General features: G+C 63.9%; 11 protein-coding genes. 6 read left to right on the forward strand and 5 right to left on the reverse strand.

The features are described from left to right. Positions 1-78: 78 nt before the first annotated feature. Together M0D66_RS33125 and M0D66_RS33130 are read left to right on the forward strand one after the other, a co-directional pair. Positions 79-1,248 (forward strand): GNAT family N-acetyltransferase, encoded by a 1,170-nt coding sequence (locus M0D66_RS33125; RefSeq protein WP_093643985.1) that lies wholly within the window; start codon positions 79-81, stop codon positions 1,246-1,248. 9 nt (positions 1,249-1,257) lie between these two features. Further along, on the forward strand, positions 1,258-1,578 hold the full coding sequence (locus M0D66_RS33130; RefSeq protein WP_266212583.1) for a GIY-YIG nuclease family protein: 321 nt from the start codon (positions 1,258-1,260) through the stop codon (positions 1,576-1,578). Here M0D66_RS33130 and M0D66_RS33135 read toward each other — a convergent pair. Then, positions 1,575-3,680, reverse strand: a complete 2,106-nt coding sequence (locus tag M0D66_RS33135; RefSeq protein WP_266212584.1) for an FUSC family protein — start codon at positions 3,678-3,680, stop codon at positions 1,575-1,577. The two genes, M0D66_RS33130 and M0D66_RS33135, sit on opposite strands and share 4 nt — an antisense overlap. 299 nt (positions 3,681-3,979) lie before the next feature. After that, the gene (gene ppa, locus M0D66_RS33140; RefSeq protein WP_093643862.1) at positions 3,980-4,507 is read right to left on the reverse strand and encodes an inorganic diphosphatase; all 528 of its coding nucleotides are present in this window, start codon (positions 4,505-4,507) and stop codon (positions 3,980-3,982) included. A 265-nt stretch (positions 4,508-4,772) separates the two neighbouring features. Between ppa and M0D66_RS33145 the strand changes: the two genes are divergently transcribed. The 3 genes from M0D66_RS33145 (at position 4,773) to M0D66_RS33155 (ending at position 8,454) form a co-directional block, all read left to right on the forward strand. Then, a complete protein-coding gene (locus M0D66_RS33145) occupies positions 4,773-6,212 on the forward strand; it encodes an aldehyde dehydrogenase family protein (RefSeq protein WP_200620201.1) in 1,440 nt (479 codons plus the stop codon). Positions 6,213-6,291: 79 nt separating this feature from the next. Further along, positions 6,292-7,050, forward strand: coding sequence for an SDR family oxidoreductase (locus M0D66_RS33150; RefSeq protein WP_266212585.1), 759 nt, complete (start codon positions 6,292-6,294; stop codon positions 7,048-7,050). Positions 7,051-7,134: 84 nt separating this feature from the next. Continuing rightward, positions 7,135-8,454: an MFS transporter gene (locus M0D66_RS33155; protein WP_200620202.1), complete on the forward strand. Its 1,320-nt coding sequence runs from the start codon at positions 7,135-7,137 to the stop codon at positions 8,452-8,454. Between the two features lie 177 nt (positions 8,455-8,631). Here the strand turns inward: M0D66_RS33155 and M0D66_RS33160 are convergent, their stop codons facing one another. Genes M0D66_RS33160 through hemC form a run of 3 tightly spaced genes read right to left on the reverse strand, consistent with a single transcriptional unit; the run spans position 8,632 to position 12,850 of the window. Continuing rightward, positions 8,632-9,822 carry a heme biosynthesis protein HemY gene (locus M0D66_RS33160; RefSeq protein WP_266212586.1) on the reverse strand — a complete coding sequence of 397 codons (1,191 nt, stop codon included), beginning with the start codon at positions 9,820-9,822 and terminating at the stop codon, positions 8,632-8,634. A 2-nt stretch (positions 9,823-9,824) separates the two neighbouring features. Further along, complete coding sequence (hemDX, locus tag M0D66_RS33165; protein WP_266212588.1) at positions 9,825-11,846, reverse strand: fused uroporphyrinogen-III synthase HemD/membrane protein HemX; 2,022 nt, start codon at positions 11,844-11,846, stop codon at positions 9,825-9,827. Next, positions 11,846-12,850, reverse strand: a complete 1,005-nt coding sequence (hemC, locus tag M0D66_RS33170) for a hydroxymethylbilane synthase (protein ID WP_266212589.1) — start codon at positions 12,848-12,850, stop codon at positions 11,846-11,848. The genes hemDX and hemC overlap by 1 nt, the downstream gene beginning before the upstream one ends. Before the next feature lie 408 nt (positions 12,851-13,258). Between hemC and ppc the strand changes: the two genes are divergently transcribed. Beyond that, entirely contained in the window at positions 13,259-16,453 is a 3,195-nt protein-coding gene (ppc, locus tag M0D66_RS33175) for a phosphoenolpyruvate carboxylase (RefSeq protein ID WP_266212590.1), read from the forward strand. The last annotated feature ends 63 nt before the right edge of the window (positions 16,454-16,516 follow it).

Below are 16,516 nucleotides of genomic sequence, written 5' to 3' on the forward strand. Positions count from 1 at the left end.
ACGGCAACGGACAAATCGGATAAACGAACGACGCACCGCTACATGCTGCGCGTCGCTCATTGGGAACAGTCACACAGATTGAACCAGGAACGCTTTGATTATCGCACGGGCATTCTGGCGTCGCCCTCCGAGGTGGACGCCGCGGAATGGAATGCCCTCCTCGCCCAGCAAGCGCAGCCCACGCCGTTTCTGCGGCACGAGTTCTTGAGCGCACTGCACGCGACCCGTTGCGCGGTCGCCGATACTGGCTGGGCGCCGCAATTCGTCACGCTCACCGACCCGCGCACGGACAAGCTCGCGGCCGCCGCGCCCGTGTATCTGAAGGGGCACTCGTACGGCGAATATGTCTTCGACTGGGCCTGGGCCGACGCGTACAAACGCAACGGTCTGCCGTATTACCCGAAGCTGCTGTGCGCGGTGCCGTTCACCCCGGTGCAGGGCAACCGGCTGTTATCGGCGGATACGCATGCGCTCAGGCATCTGGCCGCGACGCTGATGGCGTTCGCCGAGCAGGCCGACGTGTCGTCGCTGCATGTGCTGTTTCCGACCGAAACAGAAGCAGGCGCGCTGACCGACATGGGCATGATGCAGCGCGAAGGCGTGCAATTCCACTGGCTGAACGACGGCTATCGCGACTTCGACGATTTCCTCTCCACGCTCGAACAGAAGAAGCGCAAGAACATCCGCGCGGAGCGTCGCAAGGTTCAGGAAGCCGGCGTGACGATGCGTCGGATTCGCGGCGAAGATATCCAGGACGCCGACTGGCGGTTCTTCAGCAAGTGTTATCGGCAAACCTACCGCGAGCACTTTTCGAGTCCGTATCTGAACCTCGATTTCTTCCGGATGATCGGCGCGTCGATGCCGGAAAATCTGCTGCTGGTGATCGCCGAATACGAAGGCAAGCCGATCGCCAGCTCGCTCGTGGTCTATCAGCGCGACGGAAAAACCGGCGGCACGCTCTATGGTCGTTACTGGGGCGCGTTGGAACACGTGCCCTGCCTGCACTTCGAAACGGCGTACTACCAGCCGCTCGAATTCTGTATCGAAGAAAAGCTCGGCGCGTTCGAAGGCGGCGCCCAGGGCGAGCATAAAATGGCGCGTGGTTTTTTGCCGACCGTGACGCGTTCGGCGCATTGGCTCGCGCATCCGGCCTTCGCCGATGCGGTCGGCCACTTCCTCGACAACGAAAAGAACAGCATCCACGCGTATGTGGACGAGCTGCGCGAACACAATCCGTTCAAAGGTTGAAGCGTACCCATGGCGTGGTTTCTGTATCTGCTCGAATGCTCGGACGGCAGCGTCTATACCGGCATTGCCACCGATGTGCAGGCGCGCTTCGACAAACATGTGAGCGGTGAAGGCGCGCGCTATACGCGTTCGCGCAAACCGGTGCAAGTGCTGGTGTCGTTTGAGTTGGCCGACCGGTCAAGCGCTTCGCGCGCCGAGTATTGGGTCAAGCGTTTGCCGCCGGCCGAAAAGCGTGCGCTAGGCGCGGGACTGCGCACGCTCGAATCGGTGCTGCCCGTGCCTGAACCAGAGCCAGAGCCGGCTGCCACCGACGAGCTACCCTCCACTTAACCCCTCGCCTCGCGCATCCGCTCAGTCAGCAGCCGATGCATCAGCGCGATTTCACCCACGGCGTCCGCCTCCAGCGACGTCAACCGCTCCCGCGGGGGAAGGTCGTGCCGGATCGGCCGCAACGTCCTGTTCAAAGCCGCCTCGATGTCGGCACTCGTGGTGTCAATCCACGCGCCGAGTTCATCGTGCATGCTGCGCCGGTTCGTACTCAAGCGCAGTTGCGTCGCCGTACCCGCCATCTTTCGCAACACGCTCAGTACCGTCAGCGTCACCGTGTCGACCATCGAGTCCTCGAGTTTTTCGAGGCGAATGCGGCCGATGGCCTCCTCGGCGTTATTGCTGCCCAAACCCGCGGCCCGGCGCAGGCGTTCCATGTCCTTCTCGCTTCGGTCCGGCGACTCCAGTGCTGCCCTCAGATACGCAAGATTGGCCCGCACTGCGTCGCTCAGATAGGCGCGATAGTCGACCTTTTCCCGCGTCGGCCACAGATAGAACGTTGCCAGCAGCGCCAATACACAACCGAGCACGTTGTTGCCGAGCCGCGTGAGCGCGAAGGCGAATTCGCTGGCGCCGGGCGTCGCGAAGTCGGCCACGAGCACGAAGGTCGGGGTCAGGAAAAGTACGAAGAGGCTGTAGCTGACGGGACGCAGCGCCATGGTGGCCACCACCAGCGGAAACACCGCCAGTGAAATGCCGAGAGGCGAATGAATCGCATAGCCGATCACGGCCGCCAACAGGCCGCCGACGATGCTCCCGGCAGCGCGCTCGATACTCCGTGGCCAGGTCGCAGCAATAGACGGTTGCAGAATCAGCAGCGTCGCCATGGTTGCCCAATAGCCGAAGGGCAGCCCGAGCGCCCGGATGACCAGAAAACCCGCCGTGGTCGTGACGCCGACGCGGGCGGCGTGGCGCAAGCCGACCGACTGAACGGAAAAGTTTGCCTTGAGGGTCGACCACGTCCGCGTCAGCAGTCTGGCGGCACTGTCCTGCCACCCGAGCGGATGAGCAGCTGTCGGCGCGAAATCGACCAGTTCGAAGTCGAACTTCAATGTCACAGGTTCCATCAGCGCGGATTCGAGTCGCCGCGCCAGGCGTCGCAAACGGAGTTGCAGGTCGGCGAGACGGTTCCATTGGGCTTCGTTGCTGGCCACGCCGATTCTTCGCAGAACCTCGCCCAGCCCGATCAGCAACCGCGCCGCGCGTCTGGTGCGACGTGCGTCTTGCGGGGTTTTTTCGCAGGCGCCGGTGACCGCAATCAGGTACGCAAAGAGCGCTTCACTCTCGGTCAGGAGCGCGAGCAGATTGTCGTAGTCTTCCCGGCCGGCCGTTCGTGAGCCAGGCACGTTCGCCAGCGCCTTGCGCGAGCGCTCCAGCGCAGCGCGTGCATCGGCGCGAAATTTCGCGGCATGCGTGGCCCACTCGCCAGGCGCTGCACGCGCTTCGAGCAGGCGCGCGCTGTCCAAGGCGATATCAGCCAGACGCAGATACACGGCACGCAGCGAAGCGCGGCTCGTGCCGAACGGATGAATGCGCCAGACGGTCAAGCTCAGCACAACGGCGAACAGGCATCCGGCCAGATAGACGCCGAGAAACGCCACACCTTCGCGAACGTCGTGCATCGGCCGGTCGACCATCACCACGCAGGCGGTCGCCGCTAGAATCGTCACCTGCGACGTCGCGGCGCCCCAGATCCTGCCGAACGCGCCGAGCGTCGTGAATATCAGAATGGCGAGCGCGGCGAACACTGTCCCCTCGCCTGATGCGAAAGCGGTCACGCCGCCGCACACGGTGGACAGCAGCGCGAAGCCCATCATCGAGGCGAAGCGCGCGCGATTCGAGCCGGCCGCATCCGCGAGACAGGTCCAGAAAGCGCCGATCGCAGCCCATGCAAATACCGGGTCGTGCAGCAGATTGCCGAGCACCAGCATGGCGGTGGACGCGCAGGCAGCTCTCAGCCCTTCCGACAGATTGGCCTCGCTCGTCGAGAACGACACCATCCATATCGGCCGTTTGCGGTAGATCGTGGTGACGAGCGCGTACAGGCTCGCATACAGGCGGCTCGGCCAGCGCAACGACGAAGGGTTGGACTTGCGATTCAGCATCCGGACGGTGGGCTTCCAAAAAACGCACGTGGGCGCTACCTCAGCGCATTAATACGCCGATGGCGGAAAACCTGCCGCGGCCGCCGAATGATAAGGGTTAACACTCATATATAAAAATGCATTCGGTTCATTCATTCGATGCGTTGTGTCTATGCGCTGCAACGCCCGGCCAGACAGGCGCGCTAACTGCAAGACCCGCTGCGCATGGCGCGGAATCCCTGAAAACGTCGCCCATGAAAAAACCGCGTGGCCCTTGCAGGCTCACGCGGTTTTTTCATCAAGCACCGGTGTAACGCAGCTTACTTCTTGTAGTTCGCCACGCCTTCGGTGATTTCCTTGTGCGCGGCTTCGATGCCCGCCCAACCCTCGACCTTCACCCACTTGCCCTTCTCCAGCGCCTTGTATTGCTCGAAGAAGTGCTTGATCTGGTCTTTCAGGTACGCCGGAACGTCGTCGATCGACTTGAGATCAGCGGTCATCGGGCAGACCTTGTCGTGCGCGACAGCGACCAGCTTGGCGTCGACGCCCGATTCGTCAGTCATTTGCAGCATGCCGAGTGCGCGGGCGCGGACCACCGAGCCAGCCAGCAGCGGGAACGGCGTGATCACCAGCACGTCGACCGGATCGCCGTCGCCCGACAGCGTTTGCGGAATATAGCCGTAGTTCGCCGGATAGCGCATGCCCGTGCCGATGAAACGGTCGACGTGAAGCAGGCCCGTTTCCTTATCAGCTTCGTACTTCACCGGATCGCTTTGCGCCGGGATTTCGATGATGACGTTGAAATCTTGCGGAAGGTCTTTGCCTGCGGGGACGTTATTGAAGCTCATGAGCGCTCTCTGATCAGATGGAATTCGGAACACGGCGTGCGGCGCGTGATCTCGAGCGGCGCGAAACTCGCCAGCCCAAGGCGCTACGGCCGGACAGTACGGAATACGCCATTATAGCCAATCGGCCGATGGCACCTCTGGTTGGATCGGCGCGATAATCGTCTGGCGTCGCTCGATTGTGCCTCTCGTTTGTGAACACCGCGTATCTGACCTCGGCCTGAATCACGGCTTGAATCATGGCTGGGTGACACCTCAAGGAGCATGCATGGAAGAAGCCCGGCATTTCATCGGCGGCGAATGGTCCGCTGCATCAGGCGGCGAAACGATCGCCGTGCTCGATCCCTCGGACGGCCAGCCGTTCACCCGGCTGGCCCGCGGCACCGCGGCGGATATCGACGCCGCCGTCCATGCCGCCCGCCGCGCCTTCGAAGGCGCATGGGGCGCAGCGAGCGCCGCCGAACGCGGCCGCGTGCTGTACCGGCTGTCGATGCTGGTGGCCGCCCATCAGGAAGAACTCGCCCAACTCGAAGCCCGCGACACCGGCAAGCCGCTCAAACAGGCGCGCGCCGATTCCGCTGCGCTCACGCGCTATTTCGAGTTTTACGCCGGCGCGGCGGACAAGCTGCACGGCGAAACGCTGCCCTATCAGGCCGGCTACACGGTGCTGACGATCCGCGAGCCGCATGGCGTGACCGGCCATATCGTGCCGTGGAACTACCCGATGCAGATCTTCGGCCGCAGCGTCGGCGCGGCGCTCGCCACCGGCAATGCGTGCGTCGTCAAACCGGCGGAAGACGCGTGCCTCTCGGTGTTGCGCGTCGCCGAACTGGCGGCCGAGGCGGGGTTACCGGCGGGCGCGCTGAATATCGTCACCGGTTACGGGCATGAAGCGGGCGCGGCGCTCGCGCGTCATCCCGGCATCGATCACATCTCATTCACCGGCTCGCCCGAAACTGGGAAGCTCGTCACGCAAATGGCCGCGGAGAACCACGTGCCGGTCACGCTGGAACTGGGCGGTAAATCGCCTCAAATCGTGTTCGCCGATGCGGATCTCGACGCGGCGCTGCCCGTGCTCGTATCGGCGATCGTGCAGAACGCCGGGCAAACCTGCTCGGCAGGCAGCCGCGTGCTGATCGACCGGGCGATTTACGAGCCCTTGCTCGACCGGCTGAGCAGCGCGTTCCATGCGCTGCGGGTCGGACCGTCGCACGCCGATCTCGATTGCGGTCCGCTGATCAATGCCAAGCAGCAACAGCGCGTGTGGGACTTCCTCTCCGACGCACAACACGACGGCATCCCGATGGCGGCGCACGGCGAGGTCATCCCCGAAGCGCCCGAAAGCGGCTTCTATCAGGCGCCCACCCTGCTGCGCGACGTGCCCGCAAGCCACCGTCTCGCGCGCGACGAAGTGTTTGGCCCGGTCCTCGCCGCGATGTCGTTCGCCGACGAAGACGAAGCGCTCTCGCTCGCCAATGGCACGCAGTACGGCCTGGTCGCAGGCATCTGGACGCGCGACGGCGCCCGGCAGATGCGCCTCGCGCGGCGTCTGCGCTCCGGCCAGGTGTTCATCAACAACTATGGCGCGGGCGGCGGCGTCGAATTGCCGTTCGGCGGCGTGAAGCATTCGGGCCATGGCCGTGAAAAGGGTTTCGAAGCGCTGTATGGCTTCACGGTGTTAAAAACCATCGCGATTCGTCACGGCTAGGCAGGTTGAGTGAATGCGGTTGAATTCGCAGCGAAGTTAGTCAAAGCAGCACCATCCACAACAAAACAACGGAGACATCATGCGGTTGACAGGTAAAACGGCCATCGTCACGGGTGGCGGCTCGGGTTTCGGCGAAGGCATCGCGAAGACCTACGCGCGCGAAGGCGCGAACGTGGTGGTCAACGATCTGAACGGCGCCGCGGCTGAACGTGTGGCGAGCGAAATCGCCATCACCGGCGGCAAGGCAATCGCGGTGGCCGGCAACGTCACGCAACGGGAAGACTGGCAAAAGCTGCGCGAGGCCGCGCTCGAAGACTTCGGCGGCGTGCAGATCGTCGTCAACAACGCCGGCACCACGCATCGCAACAAACCGGTGCTCGACGTGACCGAAGCCGAGTTCGACCGCGTCTATGCGGTGAACGTCAAAAGCATCTACTGGAGCGTGCAGGAATTCGTGCCGTATTTCCGCCAGCAAGGCGGCGGCGTTTTCATCAATATCGCGTCGACGGCCGGTGTGCGGCCACGGCCGGGCCTCATCTGGTACAACGGCAGCAAGGGCGCGGTGATCATCGCCAGCAAGTCGCTCGCCGTCGAACTGGGCCCGGACCGCATTCGGGTGAACTGCGTGAACCCTGTGATGGGCGAGACGGCGCTGCTGACCGAATTCATGGGCGTCGAAGATACGCCGGAGAATCGCAAGCGCTTTCTCGCCGGCATTCCGCTCGGGCGCTTCTCGACGCCGCAGGATATCGCCAACGCGGCGCTCTATCTCGCTTCGGACGAGGCCGAGTTCATCACTGGCGTGTGCCTCGAAGTGGACGGCGGGCGCTGCGTGTAAACGCCATGTCAGGCAAACCGTCCAGCACGGCTAGAATCGCGATCGAAGGCGGTACTTCATTTCCACAAGAAAAAAGGAGACACCATGGCTAGTCCTGCAAATCCGCTCCACCATCCCGGCGCGGGGGCGCCACCTTCCACGTTCGAGGAGGCGACCTACCGCAAGGTCAGCTGGCGGCTCGCGCCGCTCCTGATGCTCTGCTACGTGGTCGCGTACCTCGACCGCGTCAACGTCGGCTTCGCCAAGCTGCAGATGACCACCGACCTGGGCTTGAGCGACGCGGTCTATGGTTTCGGTGCGGGGATTTTCTTCGTCGGCTATTTCATCTTCGAAATTCCGAGCAACGTGATCCTGCACAAAGTGGGCGCGCGGGTGTGGATCGCGCGGATCATGGTGTCGTGGGGCGTGATCTCGATGCTGACCATGTTCGTCACCACGCCGTCCATGTTCTACGTGATGCGCTTTCTGCTCGGTCTCGCCGAAGCGGGCTTCTTCCCCGGCATCATTCTGTATCTCACTTACTGGTATCCGGCGCACCGCCGTGGCCGCATGACCACCTGGTTCATGACGGCAATCGCGTTGTCCGGCGTGATCGGCGGCCCGGTGTCGGGCTATATCCTGAAGAGCTTCAACGGCATGAACGGCTGGCATGGCTGGCAGTGGCTGTTTCTGCTCGAAGGGATTCCGTCGGTGATCGTCGGGGTCCTGGTGTTCGTGATGCTCGACGACCGCGTCGCGAAGGCGAAGTGGCTCACGGCGGAAGAGAAGGAACTGCTCGAGCGCCAAGTGTCAGCTGAAGAAGCCACCAAGCACGATATGCCGATTCGCCAGGTGCTCTCGAGCGGCCGCGTGCTGATGCTGAGCCTCACGTACTTCTCGTTCGTGATGGGCCTCTATGGCGTGAGCTTCTGGCTGCCGACCATCATCAAGGCCACGGGCGTGACGGATGCGTTCATGATCGGCATCCTGTCGGCGATTCCGTTTGCCGCGGCGGTGGTCGCGATGGTGTTCGTGTCGCGCAGCGCGGACCGCAAACGCGAGCGCCGCTGGCATATCGCCTTGCCGGCCTTCGCCGGGGCGATCGGCCTCGTGCTCTCCGTGGTGTGGGCGCACAACACGGTGCTGGCGATGGCCTCGCTCACGCTCGCGACCATGGGCATCCTCACCACCCTGCCGCTGTTCTGGAGCTTGCCGACGGCAATCCTCGCCGGCACCGGCGCGGCCGCCGGTATCGCGATGATCAATTCGATCGGCAATCTCGCGGGCTTTCTCAGCCCGTACGCGGTCGGCTGGCTGAAGCAGGCGACTGCCGCGAATGACTCCGGCATGTATATGCTGGCGGCGTTCATGATCCTCGGCGGTCTGCTGGCGATCAGTGTGCCGGCGAAGATGGTCAATAAGTAAGCGCGACCGACCGACGATCCCGCGAACGACGTAACGCAGCAACCGCCGCCAACAGTGTTGAGTTACGCGTAACGCGCCACGCTTCAAAGAAAAAGCCCCGGCATCTTCCAATGCCGGGGCTTTTTCATTTGCGTCTACGGCGGTGCGTCTCAACCGCTCGCTGCAGCGCTCAACGCATCAAACGATATTCATCGCCAACGCACTCTCGCGATAATGCTCGCTCGCCTTGGCGGAATCGCCGATCTGTTCATGCAAACGCGCCAACGCGCGATGCGAACGAATTTTCAGCGTCTCGTTGTCGGCCAGTTTCAGCGCGCGCTCAAGGAACGATTGCGCCTTGCCCCACAACTGCTGATGCAGGCACAAGCGGCCCAACGCGAACATCAGGTCCGCATCTTCCGGACGATCCTTCTGCCAGCCTTCGGCCTTCTGGATCAGCGGCAACGCGTCGCCGCCGGCCGTGTCCGGATAACGGCGCAGCAGACGCGCGTCCCAGTTCTGCGCCAGCGCTTCTTCGACGATCTTGCGGGCTTCCTGCGGACGATTCAGCGCCACCAGCAGTTCGGCGGCGAGATCGGCGAGACGCGGCGAATGACGTTCCGTAGCCGACAGTGAATTCCACAACTCCAGCAGCGCATCGGCGTTATGACGCCGGTCGCGCAGCAGGTTTTCCGCCGCGAGCTGGCGCAAACGCACCGCCACCGCAGGATGGATCGCTTCGCGTTTTTCCAGCGTCTTGACGAGCTTGAGTACTTCGCCCCAGTTCTTCAATTGCTGTTGCGCGCGCAACGTGATCTGCTGCGCGTGGATGCGCCGTGCGCCCTGCGACTGCATTTCAGTCAGCGCGGCGAGTGCGCCGTCCGCGTCGCGGCCATCGGCACGCATGTCGGCGGTGGCCATCAGGCGGGCGTCCTGCCAGTCGGCTTCGTCGATCTGGGCGAGCCACTCGTCGCGCCGCGCATATTCATGCATCCGATGCGCCGCGGTGGCCGCGATCAAACCGGCCGCGCCCTTGTTGTCGCCATTCGTGAGCGAATCTTTCGCGGCTTTTTCAGCGCGCGAGAAACGCCCGGCGTACAGATTGCCGATCGCGTCACGCAATGCAGCGTGCGCCTTCGCGACACGCGAGCGAGCGCGATAGGCCGCCACGCGCTGCGGCATGCGCCAGATGTTGCGCACAATGCGCAGCAGCGCATACAGCAGGATGAACAGCACCACCAGCCCGACCACGAACAGATTCAGCGAGATGTCGACGCGGTACGGCGGATAGACCAGCAGCACCTGCCCCATGTCGAAGCGTCCAACCACCGCCAGCACTACCGCGATGGCGAACAGCAGCGCGAGCCATAGAAGTCCCCGGATTGCCATGATTAACCTCGGCTCCGGTATTGATTGACGGCCTGCAGACTGGTGTTCAAGGTCGGCAGTTCAACCGCGGCCGAACCCGCATCCACCTGCTTGACCAGATCGACCACGGTCTGCGTTTTCTTCGACGTATTGTCGAAGTAACGCGTGAGCGCAGCCTGCGCCGCCTGCAGGTCGGACTTCAGCGTGGTCTGGTTGCGCGAGAGCAGCGCGAGCCGCGCCGACAGCAAACGCAGCTTCAGATTCTCGCGCACGAAATAGCCTTGATCGGGCGTGACGAGCATGGCGTCGGCGTTATCGATTCGGCGCACCTGCACGAGGCTGGTGAGCTGCTGGCCGATGCCGGTTGTGACTTCACGCCACCACACTTTCCAGCGCGGCTCGCCGGTGGCCGCGGCCACCTTCGCCGTGTCGGCCCAGGTGGCGGCCTTCGGCGTGGCGTGAGCAATCGGGGCTTCGCCGGAAAGCGGCAGGCTGTCGACCTGGTCGATCGCGTTGTCGAGCTTGATCGCCATACCGGTCAGATCCGTGGACGGCGCGGCCTTCAGCTTGTCGATGTCTTGCGCGATTGCCTTGCGTACGGTCACGGCCTGCGGGCTATCCGACGCGGCGAGACGCGTGTCCGCGCTTTGCAGCGCGAACAACGCAAGCTGCGTATTGCCGGTGAGCTGCAATTGCTGGCTCGCGGCCGACAGCATCTGGCCGACCTCGGCCATCGTCCAGTCGTCGCGATTGCGGGCGAGATCGGAGTATTGCTGTTGCAGCGCCTGCTGCGCGGTCTGCGCATCCGCAAGCTTGCCTTCGAGTTGCGCGACCTGCGAGTCGGACTGATGCACCGTGGCCAGCGCCTGATCGGTCTTGACGCGCAAGTCGTTGGTCTGCGCGTCGTTCGCCTGCTGGCGTTGCACGAGCTGTTGCTCTGTGCGCTCCACCTTGCGATTGAGCGCATAGCCGCCCACCCCCGCCGCACAAGCGATGATCACGACGACAAACCACAGCAGCGGTCCGCTCGCGCTGCGGCGCTTTTCCTGCGCTTCGTAGGGCGTGAAGGGTGGATTCGGCGGCAACGCAGTGGTTGCGGCCGGCTGGGGTGAAGCGTTCGTGGATGCGTTCGTTTCAGTCATGCGTGATTTAGCCGGTGAATGAGCCGGGTTGGACGGTACCGGTTGAACAACGGTCGGGACGGCGGCAAGCAAGGCGCGGGCAATACGCTCATCGCCCGCACCGGACACCGTAATGCTATCAAAACCCAATGCCCGCGCGGTCTGCGCGATACGGGGATGCGGCGTGACCAGATTGGCGTGCTTCAGTTGCGTGATTTCCTCGGCGGTCAGATGCTCCTGCGCGAGTTCGTGCAGGTTGCGCACGCCCTCCGAACTGGTGAGCAGCCAGGCGTGCGGCGCGCCGGCTAGCAGCGCATGCACGCGCGCCCAACCGCCGATCGACGGTTCCGGCACGAGGCGGCGATAGGCCGCGACCGTTTCGACTTCGGCGCCCGCCTCGCGCAAGCGATCGGCGAGCCATTCGCGGCCGCCATCGCCACGCACGATCAGGACGCGCTTGCCTTCGAGGCTCGTCGCGCCGAGCGCGGTATCGATCGCCGCGAACAGGCCTTCGGAATCAAAGCGCGCCGTATCGTCATCGGCTACGGACGGCGGGCTGATGATCGTGTAAGCCGGCGCCGCGACGCCGTGGCGCGCCAGCGCCTGCACGCTGCCTGGTCCGACTACGCCGATCGGCAGCGCGTGCGGCCAGATCGCATCGCTCCTGGCAAATGCGTGATCGACCGCGTTGGGCGAGACGAACACCACCAGTGCATAGCGTTCCAGAGAGGCCAGCGCTGCGCGCAACGGCGCTTCGTCAGTGACAGGCGCGATGTCGATCAGCGGAAAGTCGAGCACGGCAACGCCCGCTGCCGCGAGTTGCGCGATTAATTCGTTCGACTGACCGGCCGGTCGCGTAATCACGACCGTGAACGCCGCCTTGTCGACGGATGAGGATGCGTTGCCCGGGATATCGGCCGCCATCACTCGCCGGTCGCCGCGCTGTCCGCCGACCCGGCGGCGGGGCCGCTGGCCGTGCTCAACGCGCGGACGATTTCCATCGCACCTTGCTGCTCGAGCGCGTCCGCCACTTCCTTGCCGAGCGCCACAGCGCGTTCGACCGTGGGCGCCGGCGCCGATGCCTGCGCGCTCAACACACGCTGGCCATCAGGCGTAGCGACGATGCCGCGCAGATGCAGCGCGCCGTCGTGCCAGTGTGCATAGGCCGCGAGCGGCACTTCGCAGCTGCCGCCCAAGGCGCGCGAGACCATCCGCTCTGCTTCGACGGCCGCTGCCGTATGTTCGTGATGCAACGGTGCGAGCCATGCCGCGAGGTCCGCGCGATCGGCGCGAATCTCGATGCCGAGCGCGCCCTGACCGGCTGCGGGCAAGCTGTCTTCCGGATCCAGATTCGCGCGGATGCGCTCGCCCAGACCCAAACGCTTCAAACCGGCAGCCGCCAGAATGATCGCCGCATAGTCGCCGCGATCGAGTTTCGACAGACGGGTGTCCAGATTGCCGCGCAACGGCCGCACCACCAGGTGCGGATAACGCATGCGCAGCATCGCCTCGCGGCGCAGGCTGGAGGTGCCGATCACCGCACCGGCCGGCAGCGCGGCAAGCGAGTCGTACTCGTTCGACACCAGCGCGTCGCGCGGATCTTCGCGCTCCATGATGGTGGAGAGCGCAAAGCCCGCGGGCAGCTCCATGGGCACGTCTTTGAGCGAGTGCACGGCCAGGTCGGCGCGGCCGTCGGCCAGCGCCGCTTCCAGTTCCTTGACGAAGAGGCCCTTACCACCAACCTTCGACAAAGTGCGGTCGAGAATTTGATCCCCATGTGTCGTCATTCCGAGGATTTTTACGTCACAAGATGGATATAATTTGTGCAGCGCACATCGCACATGCTCCGCCTGCCACATGGCAAGGCGGCTTTCTCGCGACGCAATCACAAGCGTGTGGGGTGGCGTAGAAAACGTCTCGGTGTTCATTAGCTTGCTGATCGAATGACGGGATGTAATAACAATCAATGTTAGCACGCGCCCTTGTGTCTCAAGGCACAGCGGAGCGCCGTGCTAGCGCGGTATCGATGGAGGAGACGGGCCTCGTAGAGCGCACGCCTGCCTCATCCCAGCCTGTTCAAGCACGGTCGTTCGCGCACCGGGGCGCGGCATGCGGGATGATGCAATGCGGCGCAACGTGGCTGTCGTGCATGCTATGCACGTCACACACCTCGTGCGCTCCATGCAAATGGGCACGCGGCTCCCCTCTCCGGCGTATTGCCATCGCCGCATACCGGTTTGTCCAGGTTTCGCGCAGTTCACGTTGCAACTCTTAGTGCAGTTCCGCAGTAGCAGTTCATCACTCAACAGACCCTGGCTTCCCTGAGGAAACCCATCGTGACGTCTTCCGGATCGGCGCGCCCTGCCCGCCGCAACACTGCATCGCCCAACGCTCAAGCGGCTGACGCCGCAACGGCTGCCCAGTCCACACCGGCCCAACGCGCCGGCAAATCTGCTAAGGCAAGCCAGGCCGCTAACGTCGCCAAAGCCTCCAAATCCGCCAAAGCCTCTACGCCCGCCAAGGCGGACAAGACGGTGAAGGCCGTCAGGACAGGTAAGGCGACGCAAGCCGCGAACGCCGCCCAGACGCTGAAACCGGCCAAGGCGAAGTCCCCGAAGACCAAGGCCGTCGCGAGCGTTGCCGCGCCAGAAGCCACTCAGGCGCCCAAGCTGCAAGCCGTTTCGCCGGATACGGTCGTACCCGCCTCGAAAAGCAGCGGCCGCACGCGTGAGGACAAGGACCATCCGCTGTTCCAGGACATCCGCTATCTCGGGCGCCTGCTCGGCGACGTGCTGCGCGAACAGGAAGGCGACGAGGTGTTCGACGTCGTGGAGACGATCCGCCAGACCGCCGTGCGTTTTCGCCGCGAAGACGATAGTGCCGCCGCACAAACGCTCGATAAGAAACTGCGTTCGCTGAGCCCGGAGCAAACGGTCAGCGTGGTGCGCGCGTTCAGCTACTTTTCGCATCTTGCGAATATCGCGGAAGATCGCCACCGCAATCGCCGTCATCGGATTCACGCGCTGGCCGGCTCGACCTCGCAGCCGGGCACCATGGCGCACGCGCTCGAACGGCTCGTCGAGGCAGGCGCCGCCGCGACGCCGGTCCTGCAGCAGTTCTTCAACGATGCGTTGATCGTGCCGGTCCTGACCGCGCACCCTACCGAGGTGCAGCGCAAGAGCATTCTCGACGCGCAGCACGACGTCGCGCGTCTTCTCGCCGAACGCGATCAACAGTTGACCAACCGCGAACGCGCGCATAACGAAGCGATGCTGCGTGCGAGCGTCACGTCGCTCTGGCAAACGCGGATGCTGCGCGATTCGCGCCTGACGGTCGCCGATGAAATCGAAAACGCGCTGTCGTATTACCGCGCGACCTTCCTCGAAGAAATTCCGGCGCTCTACGCCGACATCGAGGAGGCGCTCGCCGAGCACGGCCTCGAAGCACGCCTGCCGCCGTTCTTCCAGATGGGTAGCTGGATCGGCGGCGATCGTGACGGCAATCCGAACGTCACGGCCGAAACGCTCGAGCACGCGATCACCCGTCAGGCCGCGGTGATCTTCGAACACTATATGGAACAGGTGCACAAGTTGGGCGCCGAGTTGTCGGTGTCGAACCTGCTGGCCGGTGCAAGCGACGCGTTGAAAGAACTCGCGGCCATCTCGCCCGACCAGTCGCCGCACCGCACCGACGAACCGTATCGCCGTGCGTTGATCGGCATGTACACACGACTCGCGGCGAGCGCGCGCGTGCGTCTCGGTGAAGGCAGCGTGCCGGTGCGCAGCGCGGGCCGCGGCGCGGCGCCGATCCGCGCCAAGCCGTACGACGACTCCGCCGAATTCGTGCGCGATCTGCACGTGCTGATCGATTCGCTCGCCGAGCATCATGGCGCGCCGCTCGCGGCGCCCCGCCTGTCGCCGCTCGCGCGCGCCGCCGAAGTGTTCGGCTTCCATCTGGCGAGCATCGACTTGCGTCAAAGCTCCGACATCCATGAAGCGGTGATCGCCGAGTTGATGAAGCGTGCGGGCGTCGAGGACGACTACGCGTCGCTCTCCGAAGAAGACAAGCTCAAGGTGCTGCTCGCCGAACTGTCGCAGCCGCGAGCGTTGCGCCTGCCCTACGCCGAGTACTCCGACCTCGTGAAGAGCGAACTCGGCGTACTCGAAGAGGCCCGCGTCACGCGTGAGAAGTTTGGCGCGCGCGCGGTGCGCAACTACATCATTTCGCACACGGAAACCGTCAGCGATCTGGTCGAAGTGATGTTGCTGCAGAAGGAAACCGGCCTGCTGCACGGCCGCCTCGGCGACGCGCACGATCCGGCGCGCGCGGGGCTGATGGTGATCCCATTGTTCGAAACGATCCCCGACTTGCGCAACGCACCGCACATCATGCGCGATCTGATCGCGCTGCCGGGCGTCGACGCACTGATCGAACATCAGGGCAACGAGCAGGAAGTGATGCTCGGCTATTCGGACAGCAATAAGGACGGCGGCTTCCTGACGTCGAACTGGGAGCTGTACCGCGCCGAACTGGCGCTCGTGTCGCTCTTCAATGAGCGCGGCGTGACCCTGCGCCTGTTCCATGGACGCGGAGGCACGGTAGGCCGTGGCGGTGGTCCGACGTATCAGGCGATTCTGTCGCAGCCGCCGGGCACCGTCGACGGTCAGATCCGCTTGACCGAGCAAGGCGAAGTGATCGCCAGCAAGTTCGGCAATCCGGAAATCGGCCGACGCAATCTGGAGACGGTGGTGGCCGCAACGCTCGAAGCCTCGTTGTTGCCGCACGGCATTGCGCCCGCGCAATTGCCCGCCTTCGAAGAGACGATGCAGCAATTGTCCGACGCGGCGATGGCCTCGTATCGCGCGCTGGTCTACGAAACGCCGGGCTTCAAGGAGTATTTCTTCGAGTCGACGCCGATCTCCGAGATCGCCGAGTTGAACATCGGCAGCCGTCCGGCTTCGCGCAAATTGCAGGACCCGAAGCAACGGAAGATCGAAGACCTGCGCGCGATTCCGTGGGGCTTCTCATGGGGCCAATGCCGTTTGCTGCTGACCGGCTGGTACGGTTTCGGCAGCGCAGTGGCCGCGCATCTGGACAGCGCGCCGAGCGATGCCGAGCGCACCCGCCGTCTTGCGCTGCTCAAGAAAATGCACAAGACGTGGCCGTTCTTCGCGAACCTGCTCTCCAACATGGACATGGTGCTGGCGAAGACCGACCTCGCGGTGGCCTCGCGCTACGCACAGCTCGTGTCGGACAAGAAGCTGCGCAAGCATGTGTTCGAGCGGATCGTCGCGGAATGGGAGCGGACGTCGAAGGTGTTGTCGGAGATCACCGGCAAGAGCGAACGGCTTGCGGAGAATCCGCTGCTCGCGCGTTCGATCAAGAACCGCTTCCCGTATCTCGATCCGTTGAATCACTTGCAGGTCGAGTTGCTCAAGCGTCACCGCGCGGGCGATACCAACGCACGTGTGCGGCGCGGGATTCATTTGAGCATCAACGGGATTGCGGCGGGGCTGCGCAATACGGGCTGATCGAGCACGGTTTGGATGGCGGCTGATTCAGCCGCTGAATCGGCCGCCGCTCCGCCAAAGCCG

The organism is Paraburkholderia sp. SECH2 (genome assembly GCF_030464795.1).
In the GTDB taxonomy this organism is placed as follows: domain Bacteria; phylum Pseudomonadota; class Gammaproteobacteria; order Burkholderiales; family Burkholderiaceae; genus Paraburkholderia; species Paraburkholderia aspalathi.

Bases quoted from the DNA above. Each gene is read 5' to 3' on its own strand.
- M0D66_RS33130 (WP_266212583.1), top strand. From the start codon at position 1,258: ATGGCGTGGTTTCTGTATCTGCTCGAATGCTCGGACGGCAGCGTCTAT.
- M0D66_RS33135 (WP_266212584.1), bottom strand. From the start codon at position 3,680: ATGCTGAATCGCAAGTCCAACCCTTCGTCGTTGCGCTGGCCGAGCCGC.
- ppa (WP_093643862.1), bottom strand. From the start codon at position 4,507: ATGAGCTTCAATAACGTCCCCGCAGGCAAAGACCTTCCGCAAGATTTC.
- M0D66_RS33145 (WP_200620201.1), top strand. From the start codon at position 4,773: ATGGAAGAAGCCCGGCATTTCATCGGCGGCGAATGGTCCGCTGCATCA.
- M0D66_RS33150 (WP_266212585.1), top strand. From the start codon at position 6,292: ATGCGGTTGACAGGTAAAACGGCCATCGTCACGGGTGGCGGCTCGGGT.
- M0D66_RS33155 (WP_200620202.1), top strand. From the start codon at position 7,135: ATGGCTAGTCCTGCAAATCCGCTCCACCATCCCGGCGCGGGGGCGCCA.
- M0D66_RS33160 (WP_266212586.1), bottom strand. From the start codon at position 9,822: ATGGCAATCCGGGGACTTCTATGGCTCGCGCTGCTGTTCGCCATCGCG.
- hemDX (WP_266212588.1), bottom strand. From the start codon at position 11,846: ATGGCGGCCGATATCCCGGGCAACGCATCCTCATCCGTCGACAAGGCG.
- hemC (WP_266212589.1), bottom strand. From the start codon at position 12,850: ATGAACACCGAGACGTTTTCTACGCCACCCCACACGCTTGTGATTGCG.